Genomic DNA, 26,179 nt, shown 5'->3' on the forward strand with positions numbered 1-26,179 from the left:
TATGGACACTGCATTGGCGGGCAAAGCAAACCAATCTTCGGTCGACTCAGCGCTTGCTTTAAAAGCAAACAAGACAGATCTTGATACTGCGGTTACAAATGTAGTGAGATTTGATCCCGCGAAATTGGTTTGGGATGTGGCAAACTCCTACAAAGCCGGAGAAGTTGCAAGAGTAAACTTCACTGGCAATATGTATATTGCATTGAAAGATGTGCCAAATAGCTTAGATATTAAACCAACTACCCATCCGGAATACTGGGCCCTTTTTGTTGAAGGGAATGCGCCGAAGAGTGTAAAAGTCGTCTTTGCGACCAGTCAAGTTTTTGATGGTAATTTAGGAGATCGTTCTGGTGCGGATGCTAAATGCCAGGCAGCAGCGGACGCTAGTAGTGTAGCTCCTGCTGGGACGTATAAAGCACTATTAAATGTAAGTGCATCTCTAGCATCATCTTATATTAGCCCTAGCCATACGTATTACCGAGTTGATGGACAAATTGTGGCACAAGGGTCGTCCTTCTTTGATCCTTCGGCCACCTTGAGTCTTCCAATCGATCTTGATGAAAATGGCAATCAAGTAGGTGGAAATGCATGGACAAATATGACGCCTGCTGGAGGTGACGATAAGTGGAATGCTTGTGAGTATTTCTCATCAACAAGTACGCCTATTTGGGATAAATACTCAGTCAATGTCGGTGCAAGAGTTGGCCATATAGGGGCGACGGATGTTGCATGGAGATCGAGTAGTACTTACCTAACTTGTAATTCAACTGCGAGACTCTACTGTGCCCAGCAATAATTAGATAGAGTGGAAAAGCCTATTCAATGAATAGGCTTTTTATTGCTTTGGCTTATCTGCTAAAAAATAAAAACGCTCAAAAATACTCAAAAACCTTCAATCATCCTGTCTTTATTGAAAGCGTGTATATTTGCGTTTTCGAAAAATAGAATCCTCTCAATGTCTTTCATGTTTACCCGTGGTTGACCAATAAAACCAAGTTAACAAGCGTGACTATTTGCTATCAAAAGAATGCCAAGCAACCTGCAATGGTCTGTTTTGAGTAGCGGTGCGATTAAAATAGCAAGCTGATCAACCTAATGTTGCTTCTAGAGCTATTTTATACAATGGGACAGGAACTAAACCTCACCGCAACTCATTGCATCGGTCATAGCTTTAATTTGAACGAGAGTTTTTCATGGGATTTCAGTTGCATAATTGTATTTGGTGAGGTGCCATGTGACATGCAGGTATTGAAATCATCATGTAGTGTGTTAGAGCCCGATGAAAATACTTGTGGGAATACATTACACTCGGGCTTAGGAACTTTATTTACGACTAATTTATGCGAACTTCAAACTTTTTAGAATAACGTTGTTGTATCGCACGTGCTCGACTGCTGTCAGCGAATCGGCTGTCTAACGTACCGTGGTTAAAGCGTTCCATGAATACTTCACCCTCGCACGACTTTTTATTATTGAGTACAGAGTCATTGAGACCTTCAAGTGATGCTAAGTCTATGCTCAAACTACCGTCATCGTTGGTATCGATATAATTTTCAACAACACTGGCCTCATTGCCATCATCCTTTTTGCATCTTATCGTAAGTTTTGCATCAAGTTGGGTGTTATTTTGTTTACTATCCGTCCAGCTAACTTCGAGTGTATCTGTTTTGTGAAAAGACTGATTTTCTTGAGGGGTAATAATCGTAAATGGCTTTGGCATAATTAGCGTGGTCGTCAGCGCGTCACCCACTGCATCCCTAGTTAGAGTCACAGTATATTTGGTGCCTTCTTCGGAAATATTGAACACAGCACGGTAATCAATATCAAAAAAGTCGTCATCTCTTTCTAGAGCTTTAGTAACACCTGCCGCGCTGGCCTCAAGTCGGTCTTTGTCTGATAGCTTTATATTGTTGCCATTTCTGCCACTGACATTGAGCTCTGCGATAACACGGCTATCTTTACCTTGCGATGTAACATAAATATCGGCCCAGATGGCTTCTGTTTTGACATCCTTGGACTCTGTGGTTTCAGTGGAGCATCCTGCTAAAAGAAGAAGGGGTAAAGCTGCGAACGATTTTAGTTTCATATTGGTACCCGTGATTAAAAAGTGTACCTAATATTAGTATTCTTTTAATCAAACTAAAATACAACATAACAATTTTATACAATTTAAATTTGCTGCGTATTTAATCGCATGTTGGGTGTGATGCAGAGAAGTTAAGTTGAACTTCCATGTTCAGGTAAAAATCTAGTTCACTTTATTGGAACAATATGAATATAAAATGGATTTTTAAATTAAGCAATAATAAAAACATAAAATATGATAATTTACATTAGGTTATAAATTCACATTGGCACTTTAATTTTATCTGTGAGTTAATTTTGACGCGGGCTCCAAGCAAAGCGCAAGCCTGTTGGATTTTTGTCCGAGAAAGCACCAATTCACACGTTGCGACAATCTATGAGGGAAATTGACCAAAATATGAATAAATAAAAAGATCTACCTGACAAATATAATACTATCAGTGCACGTCACTATTTTCGGCCGCCTTTACTTTGTATATCTGGTTGATTTTAATTCCTTGTTTTGGTCAATAATACCGTGTTTGAACCTAACTCAGCATCCTCATTGGCGCTGTTTTTTCTCGAAATGTATTCTCGTGGTATTCCCATATCTACACCATTGTAATCACATACCCCTTGAGGAAAAATTCTTTTTAAATCATCCATATATTTGGACATATCAATGGCACCGTATACACCGCTTTCAATGGCTTTTTTCACTGGCATAAGCGGGCATTTGAACATAGCTCCATCCCAATGACCCCCAGCTTCAATTCTACTTGTACTAAACATAGGGAAACGGGCTTGGCATGCACCCTCTACACTATTGTTCCATTTGCCATTGAAAACGCCCTGACCAGACGCCAATACAGAGCCATCTCGGTCAAAGCAGCTGTCTTGTAAATCGTCCGGTTTTGCGCCAAGTACATCGTGAGTATTCGAAGACTGCAACTCAGTTAACCAAACGTCCATCATATCGAATGCTTGTTTAGTGGGGTTATAATCTTTGTGCGCAACCCAGATAATGTGATTTTTGCTGTGGCCACGCGCTTGTTCAATGCGTAAACGACTATAGAAAGAGGCAGACATATGGTGCATATCTAATTCGTTTTCCAGATAGTGTCTCGCATCAATTACAGGTATGTCGATTTCGCCAATAAACACTTGTCCGGAATGATAGGCCTGTTGCATGGCTTCAATTGAGCCGCTGTGTCTCGGCGCGATGTCGTCAATAGGGGTGGTAATATTGTGGTTACCCCATAAAGTGAGCCAGATTGGCAATTTGTGACCGAGCGGTAAGACTATTTCCTCTTGTCTCATTTGGTGTTGGGGTTTCCAAGCACCAATATTAGCATTGAGGTGTAAAAATTCATCAATCGTAATTTTTTTGTCCTTGAGTGCATTTAATCCATATTGAACACCAATATTGTCCCAAGTACTGAGGCCAAGCCCATGTTCATCTACCCCAAATACATGCGACATGTCTTGCCAATAACTCCAGTTAGTCTGATCTACAACGTATTGTGTAAAGTGCTCTCTAATAAAACCTTGCCTTGGGTTGTTGATAAAGGCCGATAGGCCAAAGTAACCATTGATACATTCACTACTGCCTTTGGGGAAGCTTGGGACAAATCCAGACATGAGCTGATTAATCGGCTGCAAAAACCCGCCTTTTTGTGGGAATCCGTTAATGGCATTCATTCCTTCAATAAGTCGGCGCCTCTCCCAGTTGCGCCAAGCCTTTTTGTCTTGTGCTCTGAAGGTAAAGTAATTATTGAGTAGATCGCAGTCCAGCGCGTAAACGGTTTGGGTGATCATGTCTGGATAGCTGTACAGTGGGATCAAACCATCCAGAATGCCAGTGCTATTTTGTGCGATTAAGTATTGTGCTAACCCTCCGCCAGAACCGCCCACACCAACAGTGTAAAGGGGGTTGCCATATAGGCTTGTAAATTGCTTTTTCACTCTTCGCGCAGTGTCTTCTGCCAATAGCATGTTATAGGTATAACTGGTTTTGTTTCCACTTGAGCTAATAACGGCATAACCATCCAGCAACTGTTGCGCTTGTCGTGTCATGACCCGCGCTGCTTTTTGTCTGCCTTGCCTGAATCCAATCCCCGAGCCGCCATTGAATTGATAAACAAGGCGTTTGTTCCATTTACTTTTGGCAAGCCGATCACCGACTTCAGCGGCTTCAATGGGCATGACGATCGTATAGATAAAGCGGTTAATGGTTCCTTGTTCGACTCTAAATAAAGGCGTTTTAGTTTGTTTTGCAGTATTTAAATCGTTTATTTTTACAGCTTTAAAACCCTTATTGTTATTGAGCAATGTATAGTAATTAATTCTTGTTTTGACGCCACAATCTTTACTGTATCCGATGACTTTATCGTCTTTATATACAGGTATACCGAGCGCCTGATGATTGTCTATTTCAGGCTGACCAAGCAAGGAATCTCTAGACATACAGTAAAATGGGTATTGATTGGGACCGGAGTACAAGCTGGTATTTGGTCCGATACCGTCTATAGCAATAGGAAATTGATAATACTCTTGGGGTCTTTTTATTTGAGATATGTGGCTTTTAAAGTCCAGTAAGTGGTTAGCTTGCGCTTGCGCGCTATTTTGCACCGCAAATTTACGGTCCTCATTGGTTAAGTCTTGATACAGCCAAAAAGCAAAACTAGCAAAGACGAGAATAGTGACGGCCAACACAAACTTTTTAATCATACGCACCTCTATGATCATACCACTACTTATAAGTTTAGAATTGCTCCGTCATATGTGTTGTTATATGTTTGTTATTTAAGGTAAACCGGAAAACATTAATATATAAAACAGCGCATTATTCAACATGGATGAATATAAAAGTGGTAATAAAATGGAGGCTAATAATTGGATGCACAATAAAAATTAACAACAGAGCAGCGGATCAGAGGGTTGTCCAATTGCCACTTTACAGCTGTAATGTGGCAATTGTTGACGAGATGACTATTTACTAAAGTCGATAGAATCAAAACGTTTTTGTAGCGCTTTTCTGTGCTCCTGTTCTTCCTCAATATAGGTGCCAGAGAGCATCTCTTCACGTTGCATTTCAAGCATACTGCGTTTTTCATCAATCACTGCAATGAGCTTTTCTTTATCTGAAGCAAGTAGCTCAGTGGAGTTATTTATGTCTTGCTCCATCAGATCGAGCATTTCAATACGCACACCTAACTCTTTGTATTTTAGAAAGTCGATGCCCAAACTACCAAATAGAAGCGCTTCGTTAATCTCATGTTGTTCAATTTCAACTTCAATGGGCATATCCATGAGCCCGATTGTGGTTTCTTGATAAAGCTGAATTGCTTGCGAGCGCTCGTCTAAATCGGGGTTAACGTATTCCTTGGCGTTTTCTAGTGCACGTTCATAATAGGCTTTGGCTTGTTCCGATATTTCCTCATAATTGGTATTGAGTGATACGGGCATCACGAGGTCCGGGTCGGTGGTAGTTGGTTTGGGGTTGAGTGCATCTTGCATCAAAGAGGCGAACTGAGCATGTTTTTCAATGCTATGTTGCGCTGTATTTTGTTGAGCTTGAAAAATTCGATTTTGATTTAACGTTGAGATGCTATTCATACCCGAGCCTTAGAAAGCGAAATAGAAACTTTGCCTAAAGGTGGCAAAACTGGAATTAACACTCTGTTAGTTAAGCAATTTATAGACCAAGACAGCGGATGAGTATTTATGTATGAGTCACTAGGCGTATTTAAGTGTTGTGTTAGAAAGAGGAAGCAAAAACGGTGCTGTTTGGTAAGGCTTGTGGCTTGCGAATTTAACTTGTTGTCATTGGAAAAGTTAAAAGGCGGCAATTTACCGCCTTTTATTGTCGCTAATTAGAACTGATAGTTAACAGTCAATTTAGCGTTGCGCTCGTTACCAGGTAAACCACCTAAGAACAGCGCTTTGCTGTAGTAAGTTTCATCAGCTAAGTTTTCAATGTTAAGCTGTACGTGGACGCTGTCTAAATAATATGCAGCAGACATGTCCCAACGTGTGAAGCTGTCGATTTTTGCTGTCGGCAAACCAAAAGAAGGGTGGTTTACCGTGCGTTCTCCTACGTATTGCATGCCTAAGCTTAGTTCTAGCTCTCCGCCCATCACTTGAGGAAGTGTATGCGTTAACCATGTGCCAGCCATTTTTTCAGGGATCCCTTTTTTGGGGGCTTCCCTTTTATCCGGATCTATCTCTTGATGACGAATTGACACTGCATCTTGGTACGTTGCATTGACATTCAATTTCCATGCTTCAGCCAGCGCTAGGTTTAAGTCAAACTCAACACCTTTGGTTGTTTCATTGTTGTCATATTTGTAGCGAGGGATCCCGGCATTGAATTCAGGACCTTTTTGCTCGTCATATTCAGGATTTGCATAACGTAAGTTTGTACGTTTGGTATCAAATACGACAATTGAACCTAGTAAGTCTTCATCAAATGCGGTAAAGCGAATACCGATATCGAGTGTTTCTGACTCTGAATCAGGTGGATTTGGTACAGATACATTGTTACTGATAGATGAAAGCACACCAAATGCAGTACGGCCTTTACCGACATTAATAAACGCTGATAGCTCAGGGATTACTTGGTAGTTAACGCCAAATGTATAAGTCATACCTGAGTCATCTGTATCGTTTTCTGGCTCTACTCCTTGTGCGCGAGCTGTACCTAAATGCTGGTATTCTTGCTCAATTTTGGTGTATGCGACCCCGGCGCGCATAGTTAATGCGTCCGTTAAATATAGAACTTCCTGTGCACCAATACCGTAAGCAGTCAGTGACTTATCATAATTACTTCTTACGATAGGATCGTAATCCATAAATTCGCCAGTACCCCAGTTAGGGTTGCGGATATCTAGGATATAAGGGATCGCGTTGTCTGACTTAGTGCCATCTGCGTCATATGCAGACCACTGTTTGAATGACATATCGCGGTTTTCGTAGTTTACACTGAACAAGTGCTCACCACTTATGTCGCCATAGCTCCAACCAAGTTGTAAGTCCGCGAAGTACTGCCACGTCTTTTCATCCGAGATTGCACGGCGGTACTCTTGACGACGTGCAGCATATGGGTGCAACTGACCATCTTCTGTGACTAACGGCGCTCGTGGTGTTGCATTGATGTTACCTGAGCGTTCCCAGTAAACATAGTTGTATGAACCTGTTTGACGCACTAAGTCAGAATCATATTGACGCCATAAAACTTGTTGGGTCAGTGTAGACTCTTCACCTAAGTGCCAATCATGACGAAGCTTAAAGCGCAACTCTTTACCTTCATTAGGCGTTGAAAGTGGAGATACTAGGCTTGTGTCACCTAAATCAATCGGTCTTAGGCCGTCACTTGTAGAGATAGAAGCAGCAAGTTGTTCACGCTGTGCGTCGGTAAGTTGGATCCCTAAATATTCAACAATACCATTTTCGTCAGTAAACTTACTTTCATTTGGTAAGTCAGCACCTGTTAGCTTTCTTGGATCGCCACTGATGCTATCCCAGTTTACGATACGAACAGGGTCGCCAACAGAGTCTACCTGAACAGCATCATCGATATAGGCTGCTGAAAATAGTAGTGAGTGGTCTTTCGACGCTTCAAACTTAAGGCTTGCATAGACTTCATCGCGGTCCTGTTGTAGATCACGGTAGCCATCACTGCGCTCGTGGTTAAGCACCACACGGTATGCTAAGTCGTCAGTAATGGCATTGGTTGCATCAAGCATCAAGCCATATGTGTTCCAGCTGCCTACTTTTGTGCTGATTTCGTAAGCTTCTTCAAACTGTGGCTTTTTCTCAATCAAGTTGACAACACCACCTGCCGCACCAATACCGTAAAGACCTGTTGCAGGACCTTTAAGTACTTCCATGCTTTCAATGTTTGTCATAGAGCGAGTTGGGTTGTAATTGTTACCAAGGCTTGCACCGCCGTACATGCCGTCATAAGTGTAGTTTACGCCTAGACCACGGATCGCAAGGTTGTCACCGATACCATAGTTATTACCAGCTTGAGTAAAACCACTGACGTTTCTGATTGCATCTTGCAGCGTATTTGCTGTTTGAGAGTCAAGTAAATCCTTATCAACAATAACCACAGCAGCAGGTGTTTGCATTAATGCCATGTTTGATTTGGTCGCAGTACCTGATTCTAAGATCAGTGCGTTATGTTTGTTATAAACGCTGATGCGCTCAATATCGTCTTGGGCTTTGTCAGCAGCATGCGCTGATGCAACAACACCACCTAGTAAAGCAACTTTAACAGCTGTTGCCAGAACACTTTTTGAATTCAGTGAACGAGAGAATTGCATATTACACTCCAAACTTCGCAATATGATTGTTTATTCGCAGAGAGCGCGCATACTAACAGTGATGGCAAATGATAACAACTCTCATTTGCGTTTAATAAAAGTTGCTAAAGTTAATTTATGTTATCGATTTATTTATTTGTTTTTATTGTGTGCTTGGTGGGTTTTTTTATTGTTTTAAATTGTGTTTTTATGGTTTTGTTTTTGCTGCTTAATGTGAATTTTGTTGCATTGTTTAATGCAGCAGCTACAGGTCTTATAAGAAGAAAAACTGAGCAACTTAAGTTTTGCATTGCTCTGAACGGACGATTTCGATGTAATGGGCCATACTTTTAGTTTGCTCAAACTCAAATTGCACGTCGATTTGTTCAAGACTATCTATTCTGTCCAATCTGAATTCTCGATACGCTTGTCGCAATAAACAAAAAGCAATGATTGTCCATTTTCCGCCCCAGTAAACAAGGCCCAATGGTTCGATGGTTCTGTTACTCGGCTGGCCTTTCGCATCTTGGTAGCTCAAACAAAGCTGGTGCTTAGATTCTATGGCAGAGCGTATCATTTGGCTGTGATTTTGATCTTTTTCTGCATGGGTAAAACCGACTGCAAGAAACGGCAGATTGTCACTTAGTTGCTTTAAGTGAGGTGGCAACACCGCCTCAATTTTTGCGATAGCAGAGTGGGCCTGCTGCGCTAATTGCGGATCCGTCCATGCTTGCAGCATTCGGCTACCAATGAGCAGAGCTTGCAGCTCTTGAGGGGAGAACATCATCGGTGGCAGATCGCAATCTTTGATAAGATAGCCAATCCCGGCTTCGCCCTCGACTGGCACACCTGATGTTTGTAGATTTTGAATATCGCGGTAAATTGTGCGCTCAGACACTGCCAACCTGTCAGCCAGTTGCTTGGCTGTGACAGCCACTTTACGTCCTTTTAAATGGTTAACCAGCTGAAATAGTCGCTCTGATTTATGCACAATTTACCTCTTCGTTTAATTAAGCAGTACACTCGCTTTGCTGTAGTATCCCATGATGGCTAATGCCAACAGACTCTTTATCGACCAGCGCACAAAATGCTTTGCACACTTCAACTTCTTCAAAAGCACGTTGCATGTGCTGGTTGTCTTCCATACATTCCCAATAGCTAATATCGATGAATGTATCAGTATTTGCTTGCTGGGCCAACGAACGATAAATAAACCCTTTTTGCTTTTCGGCAAACTCCTCAAATGCCGCGCTCTTTTCTAATAGCTGCTCGATAGTGACGCCTGAGTTTAACTTAAATGTGACAATTTCAATGATATTTTGAGTCATGGTAGTTGCTCCTTGTTGTTGATGCAGTAATTAAAGCAAAGAGGAGTGTCAGGGAGTGTCAGTATTAACACCTGTAAATTCCTTTTTAAGTTGAAAGATGGGGAGACATTTTGACTATGTTGATTGTAAAAAAGCACAGTTCCTCAGCGATATCCCTATTCGCAATCTACCTTTATAGATTTGGTAGTCGATGACGAACTATAAAGGTATATTTAGTATTTGACGCGCGGAACTTGTCCCGGAGGATGTAATTCTTATTTAGTTATCTATTGATTAGATGATTCCCAAACTTATGCAAAAAGTATTGATAATAAGGCATAAACTATCATTACTTTGAGGCAGAAAAAAAGAACTCTGCAAGGTCGCTGGCAGAGTTCAAGTTGGTATTTATATCAATGGAAGCTGCATATTGACTATAAATGTAGGTTTTAAGCTCGCTTATTGGTTATAAAGGATTGATACTTCCAAAGCGTTTGATAGTTATGCCTGCTGAAGAGGAACTAGAATACCCGTCATTATCAGTCACCGTAATTGTTAGATAGAAAGTTTCACCAACAGCGCCATATACTTGGATGCTATCTGAGTGACTGCTAACTGAGGCCCCGTTAATGCGAACGTCTCTGGATTGAATGTGCCCATCTTTGTCATTGGCACTAATTTCAAAAACAGCTTCGCCTTCACTATACTGACGAGCAGATACATTCACATAAGGTGTATAGTCACATACTTCTTTTGTTATGGGCTGTACATGTGAGAAAGGTACTTTTGCAGTACAATTTAGAAATTCATTCCCAACCAGTCTGTTTATCGTAACCGAGCTATGCACCGTTGGGAAAATATAATCTTCCAACTTCACAAGCCTGCCATTACGCATTGATGCTAAACAACTTACTTGTCCTTCATAAACATTCTGATAACCAGTATTTTCCATACGGCAGTTAACGGCCTGCCCACCACCAGCAAGAACGATATTTGAACTGAGAACGAGAGAAAATCCTAAAGCAATTTTTTTTATATTCATTTTATTAATCCTTATATTGATATTTTAACTTCTATGGACCTTTATTGGGGTCAAAAACACAATAGCATGATGTTGATTAATATTTGAACACCTAAATTGGGTGAAAAACATCCAAATTTTTTTATGGTTTATGCGGTTTTTTAGATTGATTAAGTGTTATTAATATTGATTTTTAAGGTTATGCTGGGCTAACCAATAAATCGCATGCTGGATTTTTTCTTTATGCTTGTTTTTTAATCAGAATTAAGTGGGTTTAAATAGGGACGTTGTTTACTGGTTGATGGAATGACTGCTCGAGCATTTGCCATGCAATATCTATTTAAAATGATGCCTTTCAATCGAATAATCTTGATGAGTGATAAGTTGAATCTATTATCCTGAGCATAGAACGATGCAAACAAGCTACTTGTAGACGAGCACCTCAAATACTCTGCTGATCATTAGTTTCAACCATTTGGGGTTGTGGTTTATTTCGGCCAGCAGTGTTTATGTCACAGCAAATAAACGCTTTTTCTCATGGATTTCGAAGCTAGAACTACAAGTGTGATATGTAACAAGCCTTATGTTTTAGGCTACATATAAAGCCATTTAAAAGATTGTTTTTATTGACTGATATGGTGAATAAATATCGCAGCCAAATAGCAAGTAAGCTGCGCCTTTGTTTTTAGTGTGACAGGTAAATGAGCTGCTTTTTCATTAGTTGTCGTTAAGATCTAACGCTTCTAGTTCTTGACCAAGAAACTTGAGTCCGGCTTTGGTTAAGACGATTTGTGCAATTTGTACCGTACTTTGACGAGCAAGCTTTTCGTTGACAAAGAAGTGTACGACTTCTTTAAGTGCGTTTTCTTGTTGCTCAGTGGGTGCACTTGCGTCGGGGTGTACGGTGCTAAATGTTGGGGTTGCTCCGTTAGGAAAGCTATGGAGTAATAATTTACCTAGTGGTACTGCGTGACTTTTAAAGGTTTCTAAATTGTCAGACATGTGTTTTCCTCCGTGTTATGGAGGTTTTATCGTACACAGCTTTCAAAAAAATAAAGAGCTAAAAAATGTACCAAAATGTATATGGGCTTGGTCATTCACAATTAGTAATTTGGTTGCAAAAGTGGACCTAACTCAGCCTTGCATGCAACCCAATTCCGAGCTCTGATAAGCAGGGTAGTTAGATTTATCTGAAAAACAGCGGTGTTTGGCAATTTTTTATTAACACCTAGCCGCTAATTTAGGTAAACTCGCCGCCTGCATTTATTGGAGGTAAGTATGGAATTATCAGCATGGCTCAGTTTGGCTCTGATCTGCACATTAGGCGCTATGTCACCTGGACCAAGTTTGGCTGTTGTACTAAAACACAGCATAAATAGTGGTCCAAGCGCAGGTATATCTGCGAGTGTGGCACATGCGTTGGGTGTTGGTAGCTATGCGGCATTGTCAGTGCTGGGGCTGGCGAGTTTGATTGCGCAGTTTCCTGCGGTTTACACTGCGTTGTTATACGTGGGTGCTGCTTATTTGGCGTATCTGGGTTATAAGATTTTGACCAGCAAACCTTCCGCTAGCGACGACGCAAGTACCAACTCTGCGGCAAAAACAGATTGGTTTATTGCGGCAAAAGAAGGGTTTACGGTTGCATTTGTTAACCCAAAAACGGCTATCTTTTTTGTTGCTTTGTTTTCTCAGTTTATAGATCCAGAGGCGATGACTTTTGCGGTGGCATTTTTAATGTGCTTTACCGTATTTATCATAGACGCTATCTGGTTTATTTTTGTTTCGATTGCTGCATCATCTGCCAATGACCGCTTTAATTTAAACTCAAAACAAGGTGTTATATCTAAGGTCCTCGGCGCTGCATTCATTTTGTTGGCTGCCAGAGTACTGTATCAGACGCTTTAAGATATCAACCCAGTTTGTTGATTGCGGCATAAACATGCCGCAATCATATTTATATTTGAGACTGCAAAAAATGGCTGATCACCAGTAGCTTCAACATAGGGTTGTCGCGAGTGTGTTGGTTAAACTGTAGTGCAATATAATGCTCATCTCTCGCGATCGCGCGTTCCAAAAACACATGAATATGTAAATTGTCCGCAAGTTCTAAGTATGCGTGCTTGTTGGTAAAGTGCTGCAAATGCTCTCTGCCGCTTAATGGAAAAGAGGCTATGCAGGCCCCAGACAGCGATAAGCTTTGGATTGGGCAGGTAATTTTTGGATACGTGAGTGCCAACGTAATGGTAGGCGATGGGAAAAACCGCCAGTTTCTTGGGCATTTACCGGTATCAATAATTTCGGGTAACTTGTTGATAAGCGCTAATAGTGTGGTCACTTTTTGATTTTTGGCAGCGTTTTCATCCTCCAAATCACCCTGTAAAACACTTTGAATATTGAGCGCTTTTATGGCTGCGTATTGGTTATGGGCGAGGTATAAAGCAAGCGGCTCAACCAACCACAATTGATAAAGACGCCTTTTGACTTCAGATGCAGGCAAAGACTCATCACTACCTATTAGTTCACCTTCACTGCTTTTGTGACTTTCGACAACTTCATGAAGTAGTTTTAACTCATCCTGTGTCAATTTCATAGTAAACAACCCGACTGCGCAACTATGAAAAATTAAGCAATAAATATACCTTTGTGTATTGATTTTAGTTAGCGCAGCACCAGTGCTGCGCTAACTATGTTTTGTGCCTTTATCTGCGCATACTACCACTAAATCTTGAATGATGTTCAGGGCTCGTTGAGTCAGTAAAGTCAGTTGGGTGTTCAAGTTTTATCACGTCAACATTCCAACCATCATCGAGCATGCTTGTCGGTGTGATCACATACGCTTCCACATCCAACCCGGCACTTGGCGTGACGGCTTGTAAATGCAATTGCCCAAGGACAATTTTCCACGTAAATGCCCTGTTTTTACCTTGGCTTACAAAGTCCAGCGTTCCGTCGTTTTTAAAGTCGAGATAGCTGGTGGTATCGCCATTAATTAAGGCAAAGCGCTCATAACTAATTTTCATGCTGTCAAAGTAAGGCTGGTCGCTACTCGATTTGGTGCGAACTACGGCACCTAACTCTTCGTTGTCTTTCCAGTGGATGACATCAGGGCCTGCCTGATGCATAAAGAATGACACGTCATCAGTATTGAGTTGATTCACTTCAAAAGTTAGCTCGGCCAAGCCAGTATCGGTATTGTATGTATAAGAGCCATAATTGATACCTGGGCCGTCAGAGTTTGCTGGGTCATACTCTGCTTCAAAAAACTTGTTGTCAGGCATAAATACCGACACCCAAATTTTACTGGTGGTAAGTGGATACTCTACGAAACCGCCAACTCTGGGTTCATTTTCGTCAAGCAACCGCTCAAACACAACGGGTGATTCACCAGAGATCTCCAAGGTCATCGTATTGCCTTCGACGCTGGCTTTGTGCGATAAACTGGGATCATAGCCAAACTCGCCGTTTTGGTCGATGACTAAATCAACAGAGAGATCCTTACTGGTTTCATCCCAGCTGAGTGATCCTATTTCCATGCCAGTAGAGCCGCTTGGATCATTGGTTGTATCTATTTCCATATGTACCCATACTCCGTCTCTGATGATAATGACAAAGTTGGGTGAACTAGGCTGATACCAAGCACCATTTATGGCGTATTGCATGGCCGCTGGCGGTGGGGTTTGATTGTTTCGTGACGCGGTCGAGAAATCAAAATAGAGGTTTCTCACTTCACCTTGCTCGCAAGTGGTGCCTTCAAAGTAACCACACACTTTTAAGTAATCTCTATCAAATGCTTGGATTTCAGTAACACCTACTGAGCCCATTTGGTCGATGTGCAATTTGCCATCAGCAATGGCGTAATCAGCAACATCACCGTTACCAAGGTGTACTTTTCGACTAGTGCTACCATTTTCATTCGTTTCAGTGTGAAACAAGTTAGCAAGAACCTGCTGATTTTCAATGAAAAATAAGTTGCTGCCGTTCAGCCAGTAATACTCAAACTTATCGAGCGTTGAGGCTGATTTCCTTAATTTCGTAATGTATGATTGTTCCACCTCAGTGCCACTAATAACGGAGTCTTGGCTACGTACATACCAGATATCGCCGTGTGTGCTGATAACCTCATATTGCATGTGATTATACAATTTACACATATCACTAGTGGCATTTTCAGGGCATTGGCGCACAACGTTGTAACTCGAGTTATATTGGTAATTCATGAAATTTAGAGACCTACCAGATATACTCCAAGTGTAATATCGATCTATTAAGTTTGAATATGACGTGCCATTAATGTAATTATCGCTAAAACCATTCGACGCATAATCTACACCTAAGTATGATCTAAGACGGCCCAAAATATCACTTTCAGTTAATGTAACCTCTTGTTCAGGCATCATTAAACCAAAGCGTCTTCTGTATTTTTCTGTTTCTGTTTTATCTGTGGTCGCCCAAAACTGGAATCCAGACTCAATGTTTTTGATTAGCCAATAATTGAAGGTTTTTGCTGTAAGTTCATCTGTTGCAGCCAGTGTAATGGCCAATATATTACCAGTGATTGACCAAGTGAATGCTCGACTGGTGTTTGCTCGCATTTGTGCCGTTCCAGTACCATCTTGATTAAAGGTCACTTTGCTGGCGAAGCCTCCTGATGTTGAGTCGAACAGATCATCGATGTACCAAGTACCACTGAAGTTAGTCGCAACAGGTGTGATAGTCTGGTTTTTCCCTATCATGGAAAGATCTACTGCGCGACTGACATCACTGTTTTGCAAGGTTTCGTTACCTTCGCTGTCAATGGAGTATTCATCGCCAATAAAGGTGATGCTGATGGCTTTTGCAACTGGGCTTTCATCATATACAGTGAACGAGGCGCTTTTGTATTTGTATTGGCAATCGAAAAAGTCGCCATTATTGTTTTTGCATGGGTAGATTATACTCATGGCACCGGGAGAAAAAGTAAGTGAAACAAGGCCCTTGTCATCCTGACTCCAGGTCATATCAGCGCTGGTGTAGTCGGTAAATGTACCGGTATTGTCTTGATTAAATGTGGCTTCAAAAAACCGCAATGTAAAAAAAGTTGATTCCACTAGCCTAGGCGTAAAGGTTTTTGTAGAGCCAATTAAGTAGGCGCCATTAAAGTCTGACTGGCTATTATCAACTAAATCACCATCTTCTTTAATGTCGTTTTTAGTGCTTTCAATTAGTGTCGGGTTTTTATCATTTATGGTGTCTGTTAATTCAGTGACGGCAGTGGGCGAAGACACGAGCTCAAAAGTAGAGTTTACGCCTGAAGGGAGGCTAAATTGGTTATCACCTTCTCCGTCGACCACAATTTTTATCAGTGCGGCGAGTGTGAGCTTTTCATCCGCGTCAATCCCAACTAGTACGTTGTTGAGCGCTGATTCGGTTTCAGGGATGCCGATTTCTCGGGTTATTAATGCATATTCAGAGGTTGTGACGTTAGTGATGTTTACACCGAAGTTTTCATCTTTATTTAAGATTCCATCCTCACCGGCTTGGCTTTCAATCGCCGAAAAACTTGGTAATTGAGTGTAAAACTCGACGTCTGATTGTGTGCTACCGCCCTTGGCCCGGATCCTCACCAAATCATTTACCATAGATTCGTCAACATCGAGCTGATAGGTATAAGTACCAGTGGCATCAGCTGCAAGTTCAAAACTTTGATCTCCTACGTATACCGTTAGTGCCGCGTTGGGGATCGGTTCGTCTGTAACAAGCCCTGTGATGGTTACGGACTTCACAATTCTTGCGACGCTGAGATTGAAGTCAGCGCTCGCCGATGCGTTGTCATCATCGGTAACTGTGACGCGTAAGGTCATTGTGGTGTCTTCGGAAATATCTGGGGTTGTAAAAGTGACAGTATTTGTGTTGGCATTAGATAGCGTTGTTGTTGGTCCTGCAACAATTTGCCATGCAAATGTGCTTACTGTGCCATCGCTGTCAGAGGCTTGTGCTGTGAGCGTAACTTCTTTTTTTTCTTGTGCTGAACTTTCACCACTGATAGTGACTGTAGGTGCGTTATTTTGCGGCGTACTTGGCGTAGAAGGTGTGGAAGGGGAGCTGTCAGAACCACCCCCTCCGCAGCCAGTGATCGATATACCTAACACCCAAGTGAGTATAAGGTGCATCCGTTTACGTGAATAAAACATGTTCTTGTTCCTCCGAAACACACGATACAAACTGTGCAGGTTTTCTGAATCAGTATTGGGTTCAATAAGCATAGTAAATGGATGAAATTCGTACAGTTGAATTGCTCAAATGAGGAGAAAAAATTGTCGGTGTTTTGCTCATTTACAAAATTCAGGTGAGAAGTTACAGACTCGGCTTGGTTGTCAGGGAGCTGTTTAAATAGCGTTGAAATAGATGCAACGACTGACCCGCCGTAATATCCAATATCAAGTTGCGTATATTCTTAAAACTCAGTATGTTGGCTTTATTAATTAATTTGAGCTAGGTGTTCATTTTTAATAACAAGCAATAGGAATTCAAATGTTGTATCCATCTCCGTTATCTTCAGGCAGCAAAATTGCTGTCACTGCATTTTCATCGGGTGTTGCTGCACCTTGCCACCCGAGGTTAAATATCGTCTTACAAGACCTGAAAAATCGTGGGTTTGAAGTGCTGGAAGGGCAATGCTTGCGAGAAGATGATTTGCATGTCAGTGCTCCACTTGAAGCGCGGGTAGCGGAGCTTATGGCATTTTTATGCGACGATAGTATCGACGCAGTTATGGCGCCTTGGGGTGGTGAAATTGCGATGGATATATTACCCAAGTTAGATTGGCAACGATTGGAAACAGCTAAACCAAAATGGCTTATGGGATTTTCAGATATCAGTACAGTTCTAACCTCAATTAGTTGCAAACTAGGCTGGGCAACTTGCCACTGCACCAACTTAATGCAGTTGGGGCTAAATCAAACAGACGAATTAACAGCTAGAGTGTTCGAGCACTTGGCCACCCCCACTGGAGGTGAATTCAAGCAAACGGCTGCGCAATTTTTTGAACGCCGCCACGCAGACTATAGTAAAGAGCCGACAGCTGCTTTTAATCTGTCAGAACCAAGCCAGTGGAAAATATTAAATAATGCGTACCATGATGAAGTTGAATTTACAGGCCGTTTAATCGGTGGGTGCATAGATACGCATATGGTGTTGTATGGCTCTGAATATTTTTTACCCCATAAAAAACTAATAAATAGAGAGGATCCTGTCATATATTATTTTGAGAATGGGGAGCTAACACCGACACAGTATTTTAGGGCATTTCAAAGTTTGAAACTCAAAGGAGCATTTGACAATGCTTCGGGCATTTTAATCGGCCGAAATGCAGCTCAAGTGGCACGTGGAGATGGCTACGATGATTTAATCGCTTTACAGCAATCTCTGGGGGAGCTCGAAATTCCTGTCTTGTATGATGTTGATGTCAGTCATCAAGCGCCAAACTTAACCATGGTTAACGGCGCTTTGGCAAATGTTAAATTGAAAAATGGGCTGGGAGAAATTAGCCAAAAGTTGATTTAACCCCATATCAGGTAGGCTTAGTCATCGCCTAACTTCTCTACGCGTTTTTAAATGCAAGTTAGCTATTTTTCAGGTGAAAATAGCTAACCATCTTACGATATTTTGCACCTCTAGAACTCATTTGTTTTCTTTTAGAAACGGAAATTGACACATCGAGCAGCTATATTAGTGGGCGCACTAATATTCCGATGATTGGATAAATTGGAGATTATCATCTGTTAGATTAGTGGGTTTGTCGCAATTTAAGCGTTTGTAAAACGCTTTCATAGTATCTTCTTTAAAAACAATTATCATTTGAGGTGCAAAAATGCGTTGTATTCCTGCGTTTATATCCGCTGTTGCTTTATCCGTTATTGCGGGTTGGTCAACATCAACATGGAGCACGCCAGTAGAAGTTGCGGTTTTTCAAGCCAAGGATCTTCAGTATAAAAATAAACTGACTTTGAGCGGAACCGTTGAAGCGAAACAAAATGCCACACTTGCAAGCTTAGAAGCCGGCGTTGTCAACGAATTGTTGGTGGAAGTAGGCGATGTAGTTAAGCGCGGTCAAGCCCTTTTAAAACTAGATCCGACATTGGCAAAATTGAGATTGGAGCAAAGTGAAGCCTCGGTTGAGTCCGCTGATGTTGCGCTTTTGGAGTCTAAACGCCAACTTGATGAAGTAGAGTCACTGTCTAAAAAGCAATTTGTGGCACCGACTTTACTTGCAGAGCGCCGTGCTGATGTCGCTGCGTCAAAAGCAGCATTAGCAAAAGCAAAAGCTGCTTTAGCAATGGATAAAGAAACGCTAAGAAGACAAACTCTATTTGCGCCTTTTGACGGCGTTGTGATGAAGCGTGATGTCGATTTAGGTGAATGGGTTACAACGCAGACGCATACTTTAACACTGGTTTCTGTAGGCGATTTACGACTCAAAGTCGCGGTACCTCAAGAATATATAAATGCTTTTTCAAACAACAAGATAAATGAATTAGTTATTCAGCCAGATCACGATCAAAGTAAATTAATCGCAGCTAAACTGCAAGCAGTTGTACCGGTCATTAATGAGCAAACTCGCAGCTTTGTTGTTCACGTTGAAGTACCTAAGCAAGAAGCGTTTATTGCGGGTATGTCGGCTCAAGCGCAATTTGAATTGTCCAGTACAGGCACTCAAGCGGTTTGGGTACCAAAGTCGGCACTTAAATATCATCCAGATGGCGCATTGAGTGTCTTTGTTGCCAATGGAAACTCTGCTACTCGGCATACGGTAAGAGTACTAGAGCAGCGCGGTGAGCAAGTACTTATTTCAGTTGTTTCAGGAGATAGCACAGTACTGAGCGCACCAATTATTATGACTGCTGTTCAACTGTTAAAAAATGGCAGTGAGATCACGGTGAATAAGGACTAGCTGATATGATTGAAAGCGCCGTAAAGCGCGGTACCCTAGTTGCCGTTATCTCTTTGATTATCTGTATTTTGGGGCTGGTGACAGCGTTAAAAATTCCAGTACAGATGATCCCCGACCTTGAAGTCAGAACCATAACGGTTCAAACAGGCTGGCCAGGTGCAACCCCGCAAGATGTTGAAAAAGAGATCCTAGTTGAGCAAGAGCGATTTCTACGCAGTTTGCCAAACCTCAAACGTATGGTGTCTTATTCTCAAATGGGATCGGCACGGATCCAACTGGAGTTTCCTTTTGGTGTTGATGTCAATGACGCCTTGATCCGTGTCAACAACGCCCTTAGCCAAGTACCAAGCTACCCAGAAAACGTCGATCAGCCAAGGTTGTATTCGAGCTCTTTTTCCTCCAACGCATTTATGCATTTTGTACTAAAACCACAAACCGGGAACCCGCTTGATTTAGACGTCGATATGCTCAGAGATTTTGCCGAAGATTTCGTAAGACCGCGAATGGAGAGTATCCCAGGTGTGTCAGAGGTCGGTGTTGGCGGCGGTGCCGCTAGACAAGTACAAATTAATGTTGATCCGAGTCGCTTGGCTCAACGTGGGTTAAGTGTAACTGATTTAAGAAATGCCATCCGCTCGCGTAATCGCGACGCATCGGCAGGCGACATTGAAAGCGGCCCAAGTCGTTATTTATTGCGTATGGTTGGACGTTTTGAACAGCTGAATGAGCTTGATGATTTGATTATTGCTGAGCGTGATGGGGTGATCACTAAGCTTCGAGATGTTGCCGTTGTATCGCTAGACCATTTTGAATTACGCGGTATTTCATACTCAGATGGTGAGCGCACCTTAAGGCTGTCAGTACGTCGCGAAAGTGGCTCAAATGTTATTGATATTAAGCAGCAAATGCTGCCAGTGATTGAGCAAATTAATCAAGAGTTGCTAGCACAAAATGGCTTAGAGCTGATCTTAATGAGTGACGATGTTCAATATGTTGAAAGCTCACTTAAAAATGTATGGACTAATTTGGCTTTAGGTGCGTTACTCGCAACCTTGGTGATGTTTTTATTTTTACGCTCCGGGCGTGCCACATTGGTTGGTGTGATCGGCATACCAATTTGTACTGTTGCAGCTTTTCTTGGTTTAACGCTTTTTGACCGCACCATTAATGTTATTTCCCTCGCTGGTGTGGCCTTTGCTATTGGTATGACCGTCGACAATACCATCGTAGTGCTTGAAGCCATAGTGCAAGCTAATAGACGTGGCACGAGTAAACTACACGCTGCAATTAAAGGTGTGAAAGAGGTTTGGCCTGCGGTTTTGGCTTCGACAGCGACAACAGTGTTAGTATTTGCGCCTATCTTATTTGTGCAACAAGAAGCAGGTCAGCTCTACTCCGATATTGCGATAGCCGTATCGTCCGCAATTATTGCCTCTATGCTGGTGGCCATTTTTATTGTACCGACAACATTGGCGAATTTGCCTAATCGTAAAGACGAGATGAAAACAGTCACGCTTTCAAAGCGTTGGCTCGCATTGGTGTCTTTTTGTGTGGCATCAAAAGCCAGAGCAACCGCCATCACTGCAAGTTTTGTGGTAGTAACACTCGGTGCTGCATACGCCCTAATGCCCGCGGCTGAATATTTACCAGAAGGCGAAGAACCTAAAGCGTTTTCAATGATGATTGCGCCGCCAAGTTATAACCTGTCAGAAATGAAAGAAATAGGTGATGAACTGCGCGTTTACTTTAATGGCCATATTAATGCATCCAGTGAGGCATTTGATAAGGGCGAGACAGATATGCCGCCACTGGCTTACTACTCGATGTCAGTATCAATAGGCCGTATTTGGTTCTTAAGTGCACCGACTGATCCAGACAATATTCAGGCTATGATGGATGCAATTACAGCTAAGTTTAGAAGTTATGAAAACATGCGTGCTTTCTCTGCTAGGGGCTCAATTATTTCAAGTAATGATGGTGGCACCCGCGCAGTCGCGGTAGATATTGCAGGGAGCAACTTAACGGATTTGTATCGCGCAGCTGAAGCAGTATACGAGCAAGCTCAAGTAACATTTGAAAATCCGCAAATTAACTCAGATCCTCGGGCACTTAGCCTAGATCAACCGCTTATAGAAATTAAACCCAAATGGCAAAGGCTCGCAGAGCTTGGGATCAGTCCAAATGAATTTGGTTATACAATTTCGTCACTGAGTGACGGCGCGTATGTTGATGAGTTTATTTTGAACGATGACAAAATAGATATGTTTATTTTCAGTCATCAAAAAGAAAAACAAACCATTGAGCAATTGGCTACTTCACCCATTGTCACGCCATCTGGAGATGTATTGCCACTGAGTGCATTAGCTGACTTAGTGGAAAGTAAAAACAGTGATAGCTTACGCCGTGTTGATGGCAAACGAACGGTGACTGTATATATCATCCCACCTCGAGATGTGGCGTTGGAAACCGCCGAAGAGATTGTGCGTACCGAGTTACTACCGACACTTTGGCAACAGGGAAAAATTGCGCAAGGGACTAAGGTTTCTATCAGTGGCGCAGCCGATCAATTGGAAGCGACACAAGCCTCGTTGTCGAGCAACTTTATTGTGGCCTTAGTGCTGAGTTACTTATTGTTAGTGGCGATATTTACGCATTGGAGTTACCCATTGTTTATTCTTGCCACTGTACCATTGGGTATGGCTGGAGGCTTACTGGGACTAATTTCCGTAAATGGCGTTAATGTATTGCTGGCAAACTTTGGAATGACACCATTCCACCAACCCTTTGATATGATCACCATGTTGGGCTTCCTGATTTTATTGGGGACTGTGGTTAATAACCCTATTTTGATAGTAGACCAAACACGAAAGTTGATTGTAGATCAGGGCATGGAAGTTGTTGCAGCAGTCAAACAGGCGGTTGCAACGCGACTTAAGCCGATATTAATGTCGACGGCGACCACATTATTTGGTCTTGCACCTTTGGTGTTTATACCAGGAGACGGCACAGAGCTATACCGAGGTGTTGGTATTATCGTATTGTGCGGCATAGTGTTCTCGATGTTGCTCAGCCTGACATTTTTACCGGCGCTGTTGGTCAGTGTGCTGAGTAACAAACGGGCGCGATAAACAATGAAAAAGGAGCTACGGCTCCTTTTTTATGAACAATTGAAAATTAAGATAGTTCAGTTATCTGAGTATGACTCTTAAGCGCGGCCGTGTGCTATGAATATGCACTTTACAGCGCAGCGCGAAGCTGTCTCCTTACATAGGAGCTTCGGCTTTAGCAGGCCGGTTATTGAATCTTGATATGGTATCTCAACACTGCGCTTTATTGTTTCTTGTTAAATTAGCCCAAGTTATCTGAAGTAGTTACTAACTAAACATCTTTTCCCGAAAATCTAAGCACCTCTTGTAGCACGGCAAACAAGGTGTTTGGAAAATAATGCATACTTATTGGCGAGACTTGATTGGCTCCGTTTCCATTAGTCAATTTCGTGCCTTGCCCTAATTACAAAACGTCACTTGTGATTCCAATCTTGTTGTACTTTTTAAGGCTTTTGGTGATTAATTTTGGCGGTTAAAAAGTTTTAATTGAGTATAGTCATCGTATAACTCTCTATTTTTAGATTTTTATCTATTTGTTTTTAAAGCTTATAATTTTATAAGTTTGTTGTTTTTCTACAAAAACGTATCAATCGGCCCATTCGGGCGCACTCGTACCTTAACCACTGCAAAATAGCCCTCAATTCCAACGTTATGAGGGCAAACACAATGGAAAACACATCATTAAATATGTCGCACGGTGCGTCGCAATCGCCGATAGCGCAAGGTAATAAAGCAAGCTCAAAATGGGCTAGTAAATGGTTAAAATACTCAACGACCTTTTGGTTTCTGGCTGTGTTGGCGGGCCAATGGTTTTTCTTTTACTACATTATCGCGTTCTATGGGTTTTCAGTCATCAACAACAATATGGAGATTTGGAACGTCTGGGAAGTGTTTGGTAAAACGCCTTACAAAGCAGGAGATTTTGCCGGTAACGCAGCTTTTGCAGCACACGCAATTGGGGCTGGGGTTGTGGCGTTTGGTGGGGCATTGCAATTGATGCCGCAAATGCGTCGCTACTTTCCTAAATTTCACAAAATAAATGGGTATCTATATTTGTTAACCGTGTTTGCTTTGTCGATATCTGGGTTCTATTTGGTATGGATCCGAGATCAACACCCGATCACGCTTGACGGAATTGGCACCAGTATCAATGGTTTATTGATCCTCACTTTTACTTATTTTTGCGCTAAAACGGCGATTAAAAAAGATATTCGAAATCATAAAAAGTGGGCAATTCGTTTATTTTTGGTATCGAATGCGCAGTGGATCTTAAGAATAGGTGTCTTTAGCTATTTAATAACTGGCACAACCATGGGTCTTGCCCCTGCGTTTGGCGACCCGTTTTTCCCAATGTGGACTTTTGGTTGCTTTATTGTTCCATTAGCGATGGCTGAATTATATTTCTTTGCCAGTGAGACGCAAAGTCAAAAGGTAAAATGGTTGGCTGCTGGTTGTTTATGTGTGCTGACACTATTGATGTTGGTTGGGATCATGGGCTTCACACCTTTCTTATTAAAAGTAATGTCAGGTGATGCGATCTCTATATAGAGGTAATCATCAATCGTACTTGATGTTACCATAACTAAGTTTAGGCAAGTGCAGGCTTGCCTATTATTTATTTTTTGGGTTCAACACTATGCTTAGTTGTTCATATTGTCGGCCTTCTTAACCGCTTCTAGATAACGACTTTCAATAAATTTATTTTCTTTAGTTAGGTGTTTAATTTTTTGTTTGGCTTGCTGAAGTTCAGCTTCGATGGCCTTGGCGTCAACCCCGTCGCTTTGCTCTGGTAAATCGACGGAAAGTTGGTCAATAAGTTGGTTCTGTTCGGCAATTTGGCGCTCATACTGTTGCACTAGCGCTTGGATCTCAAGTTCATTTGGCGATTCTCCACTGACTTGAACCGATTTCATATCTGTTTTCAATTGAGCGATTTCTTTGTGTAAATTGCTGTTCTCTTGCTTCAAGCTGCCCACTGATTGGGATTGATCTTCCAATTTTGTTTTAGCGTATTTTAGTTTTTTACCACTGATGGTTAAGTCACCTTTAAGGCGCTTGATCAGTTTGTGGGAACGTGAGAGCTTTTTATTGAGCTCATTGATAGAAGCTTGCTCTTCTTTGGTTATATGATCTGCGGTGGAGGCGCGAATTTGTGCAAGCTGCTGCTCTAGATTTGCTTGTACGTGTAAAAGCTCAGAAATGGTTTGTTCATGTTGTTGATTGAACTGCGTGGCGCGCTCCACTGAATCTTTGCATAGTGCGACCACCTCATCAGATCCGGAGTTATTTGAGTTGGCGTTCATAAATACTGCTGCAAATTGTCTAAACTCCCTTAAAATCAATAACAAAACATAAAACCATGCCGCTAAAATTAGCAGACCAAAATTTAAGGCAATGTATTGGTAAACTTCTATCGGCAACATAGCAGCTATTCATCGCTTCATTGATTATCAATAAGATAAGTTTAGTTTTACTGTGAAATTCTGCCTATACTGAATATGAAAATTTAAATTTGAGGTGAATGTGAAAGTTCTGATAGTTGATGATAGCCATGCGACATGCGAAATTATCAGGCGCGCACTTCAGCAGTTTACGTATCGGAAATTATTTATTTCTTGCGAAAATAGTGTTGATGATGCACTTGAACGCATAGAGTTGTGGCAACCTCATATTATTTTAACCGATTGGCATATGCCAGATAAGTCGGGTATTGAGTTACTTAAGGAAGTTAGGGCAACGTACCCTGAATTGCCTGTGGGCATGGTATCGACCGTTGATGAGGAAGAGCAAATTAACCATGCCAAGTCGATGGGCTGTACATTTTTCCTATCTAAACCTTTTGCTGACAGTGAACTGCGCGAAATTTTGCTGCCAATAGTGCAGGAACTTGAAGTCCGAGAGCTAATGGTAGAACAAGAAGTTCCGCTTCGAGAAGGGCTTGCTTTACCTAAAACGGATTTTTTAGAGCGATTGATGCAAAAAAATATCAATGCGTCATTAACACTAAAACCCATTCGTTCTCAGTCTTTGGATGAAAGTAAATTACCTTGCGTTATGGTCGTATATGCTGAGCGAGGCAGCCAGAAAGTGCGCGTGATCTGTGTGCTTGATGTATATGCCACGTGTGTTCTGGCCAGTAGTGTTGAAGTGATCCCTGAGGGGGAAGCGCAAAAAGCGATTCATTTGAATCAAATAAACGAGCCGATTATGAATGCGTGTAAAGAGGCGTTAGCAAAAACAGCCTACGCATTTTTAGATAATCAAAGCAAAATGAGTTTGTTTGTGAGGAGTTGTAAATGTGTCAATAGCCTTCATCCTAAACTTGAAATGCTCTACAACTATCCGCTAGATAGCCGTATTGATCTTTGTTGTGAACGAGAGGGGATGGCACAAGGTAAAATGCTCATTGTCGGTGTCTGATTTTAATCATGATTTTATACAGC

17 protein-coding genes and 1 pseudogene are annotated in these 26,179 nt (G+C 41.8%); 7 read left to right on the forward strand and 11 right to left on the reverse strand.

Features of this window, described 5'->3' with window-relative positions; all coding sequences use genetic code 11:
- A pseudogene (locus N483_RS27200) lies at positions 1–796 on the forward strand (hypothetical protein); the annotation flags it as partial.
- A 537-nt stretch (positions 797–1,333) separates the two neighbouring features.
- Here N483_RS27200 and N483_RS00480 read toward each other — a convergent pair.
- The 8 genes from N483_RS00480 to N483_RS00515 form a co-directional block, all read right to left on the reverse strand.
- The gene (locus tag N483_RS00480) at positions 1,334–2,086 is read right to left on the reverse strand and encodes a hypothetical protein (protein ID WP_023398194.1); all 753 of its coding nucleotides are present in this window, start codon (positions 2,084–2,086) and stop codon (positions 1,334–1,336) included.
- 488 nt (positions 2,087–2,574) lie between these two features.
- Complete coding sequence (locus tag N483_RS00485) at positions 2,575–4,794, reverse strand: DUF6351 family protein (protein ID WP_023398193.1); 2,220 nt, start codon at positions 4,792–4,794, stop codon at positions 2,575–2,577.
- 261 nt (positions 4,795–5,055) lie between these two features.
- Positions 5,056–5,682, reverse strand: coding sequence for a hypothetical protein (locus N483_RS00490; protein ID WP_023398192.1), 627 nt, complete (start codon positions 5,680–5,682; stop codon positions 5,056–5,058).
- Between the two features lie 257 nt (positions 5,683–5,939).
- Positions 5,940–8,393, reverse strand: coding sequence for a TonB-dependent receptor (locus N483_RS00495; protein ID WP_023398191.1), 2,454 nt, complete (start codon positions 8,391–8,393; stop codon positions 5,940–5,942).
- A 277-nt stretch (positions 8,394–8,670) separates the two neighbouring features.
- Positions 8,671–9,363 (reverse strand): helix-turn-helix transcriptional regulator, encoded by a 693-nt coding sequence (locus tag N483_RS00500; protein WP_023398190.1) that lies wholly within the window; start codon positions 9,361–9,363, stop codon positions 8,671–8,673.
- Between the two features lie 19 nt (positions 9,364–9,382).
- A complete protein-coding gene (locus N483_RS00505) occupies positions 9,383–9,700 on the reverse strand; it encodes a hypothetical protein (RefSeq protein WP_023398189.1) in 318 nt (105 codons plus the stop codon).
- A 445-nt stretch (positions 9,701–10,145) separates the two neighbouring features.
- Positions 10,146–10,721 (reverse strand): hypothetical protein, encoded by a 576-nt coding sequence (locus tag N483_RS00510; RefSeq protein WP_023398188.1) that lies wholly within the window; start codon positions 10,719–10,721, stop codon positions 10,146–10,148.
- Between the two features lie 696 nt (positions 10,722–11,417).
- Positions 11,418–11,702, reverse strand: a complete 285-nt coding sequence (locus tag N483_RS00515) for a hypothetical protein (protein ID WP_023398187.1) — start codon at positions 11,700–11,702, stop codon at positions 11,418–11,420.
- A gap of 276 nt (positions 11,703–11,978) precedes the next feature.
- Here N483_RS00515 and N483_RS00520 point away from each other — a divergent pair, with 276 nt between their 5' ends.
- The gene (locus N483_RS00520) at positions 11,979–12,605 is read left to right on the forward strand and encodes a LysE family translocator (RefSeq protein ID WP_023398186.1); all 627 of its coding nucleotides are present in this window, start codon (positions 11,979–11,981) and stop codon (positions 12,603–12,605) included.
- A 49-nt stretch (positions 12,606–12,654) separates the two neighbouring features.
- Here N483_RS00520 and N483_RS00525 read toward each other — a convergent pair whose 3' ends face one another.
- Complete coding sequence (locus tag N483_RS00525; protein ID WP_023398185.1) at positions 12,655–13,290, reverse strand: hypothetical protein; 636 nt, start codon at positions 13,288–13,290, stop codon at positions 12,655–12,657.
- A gap of 109 nt (positions 13,291–13,399) precedes the next feature.
- Positions 13,400–16,870, reverse strand: coding sequence for a PKD domain-containing protein (locus N483_RS00530; protein WP_023398184.1), 3,471 nt, complete (start codon positions 16,868–16,870; stop codon positions 13,400–13,402).
- Between the two features lie 340 nt (positions 16,871–17,210).
- On the opposite strand from N483_RS00530, the gene N483_RS00535 reads away from it, so the two are divergent.
- From N483_RS00535 to N483_RS00550, 4 genes are all read left to right on the forward strand, one after another.
- Positions 17,211–18,242 carry a S66 family peptidase gene (locus N483_RS00535; RefSeq protein WP_023398183.1) on the forward strand — a complete coding sequence of 344 codons (1,032 nt, stop codon included), beginning with the start codon at positions 17,211–17,213 and terminating at the stop codon, positions 18,240–18,242.
- 307 nt (positions 18,243–18,549) lie between these two features.
- Positions 18,550–19,629, forward strand: coding sequence for an efflux RND transporter periplasmic adaptor subunit (locus N483_RS00540; protein ID WP_023398182.1), 1,080 nt, complete (start codon positions 18,550–18,552; stop codon positions 19,627–19,629).
- A 5-nt stretch (positions 19,630–19,634) separates the two neighbouring features.
- Positions 19,635–22,757, forward strand: coding sequence for an efflux RND transporter permease subunit (locus N483_RS00545; RefSeq protein WP_023398181.1), 3,123 nt, complete (start codon positions 19,635–19,637; stop codon positions 22,755–22,757).
- Positions 22,758–23,402: 645 nt separating this feature from the next.
- Positions 23,403–24,284 (forward strand): DUF2306 domain-containing protein, encoded by an 882-nt coding sequence (locus N483_RS00550; RefSeq protein ID WP_023398180.1) that lies wholly within the window; start codon positions 23,403–23,405, stop codon positions 24,282–24,284.
- Between the two features lie 92 nt (positions 24,285–24,376).
- Here the strand turns inward: N483_RS00550 and N483_RS00555 are convergent, their stop codons facing one another.
- Positions 24,377–25,159 (reverse strand): hypothetical protein, encoded by a 783-nt coding sequence (locus N483_RS00555; protein ID WP_023398179.1) that lies wholly within the window; start codon positions 25,157–25,159, stop codon positions 24,377–24,379.
- A gap of 100 nt (positions 25,160–25,259) precedes the next feature.
- Here N483_RS00555 and N483_RS00560 point away from each other — a divergent pair, with 100 nt between their 5' ends.
- On the forward strand, positions 25,260–26,156 hold the full coding sequence (locus N483_RS00560; protein WP_023398178.1) for a response regulator: 897 nt from the start codon (positions 25,260–25,262) through the stop codon (positions 26,154–26,156).
- Positions 26,157–26,179: the final 23 nt, after the last annotated feature.

The sequence above is a fragment of the Pseudoalteromonas luteoviolacea NCIMB 1944 genome, from assembly GCF_001625565.1.
Classification (GTDB): domain Bacteria; phylum Pseudomonadota; class Gammaproteobacteria; order Enterobacterales; family Alteromonadaceae; genus Pseudoalteromonas; species Pseudoalteromonas luteoviolacea_F.

Coding starts and splice junctions, on each gene's coding strand:
- N483_RS00480 (WP_023398194.1), bottom strand. CDS start 2,086: ATGAAACTAAAATCGTTCGCAGCTTTACCCCTTCTTCTTTTAGCAGGA.
- N483_RS00485 (WP_023398193.1), bottom strand. CDS start 4,794: ATGATTAAAAAGTTTGTGTTGGCCGTCACTATTCTCGTCTTTGCTAGT.
- N483_RS00490 (WP_023398192.1), bottom strand. CDS start 5,682: ATGAATAGCATCTCAACGTTAAATCAAAATCGAATTTTTCAAGCTCAA.
- N483_RS00495 (WP_023398191.1), bottom strand. CDS start 8,393: ATGCAATTCTCTCGTTCACTGAATTCAAAAAGTGTTCTGGCAACAGCT.
- N483_RS00505 (WP_023398189.1), bottom strand. CDS start 9,700: ATGACTCAAAATATCATTGAAATTGTCACATTTAAGTTAAACTCAGGC.
- N483_RS00510 (WP_023398188.1), bottom strand. CDS start 10,721: ATGAATATAAAAAAAATTGCTTTAGGATTTTCTCTCGTTCTCAGTTCA.
- N483_RS00515 (WP_023398187.1), bottom strand. CDS start 11,702: ATGTCTGACAATTTAGAAACCTTTAAAAGTCACGCAGTACCACTAGGT.
- N483_RS00520 (WP_023398186.1), top strand. CDS start 11,979: ATGGAATTATCAGCATGGCTCAGTTTGGCTCTGATCTGCACATTAGGC.
- N483_RS00525 (WP_023398185.1), bottom strand. CDS start 13,290: ATGAAATTGACACAGGATGAGTTAAAACTACTTCATGAAGTTGTCGAA.
- N483_RS00530 (WP_023398184.1), bottom strand. CDS start 16,870: ATGTTTTATTCACGTAAACGGATGCACCTTATACTCACTTGGGTGTTA.
- N483_RS00535 (WP_023398183.1), top strand. CDS start 17,211: ATGTTGTATCCATCTCCGTTATCTTCAGGCAGCAAAATTGCTGTCACT.
- N483_RS00540 (WP_023398182.1), top strand. CDS start 18,550: ATGCGTTGTATTCCTGCGTTTATATCCGCTGTTGCTTTATCCGTTATT.
- N483_RS00545 (WP_023398181.1), top strand. CDS start 19,635: ATGATTGAAAGCGCCGTAAAGCGCGGTACCCTAGTTGCCGTTATCTCT.
- N483_RS00550 (WP_023398180.1), top strand. CDS start 23,403: ATGGAAAACACATCATTAAATATGTCGCACGGTGCGTCGCAATCGCCG.
- N483_RS00555 (WP_023398179.1), bottom strand. CDS start 25,159: ATGTTGCCGATAGAAGTTTACCAATACATTGCCTTAAATTTTGGTCTG.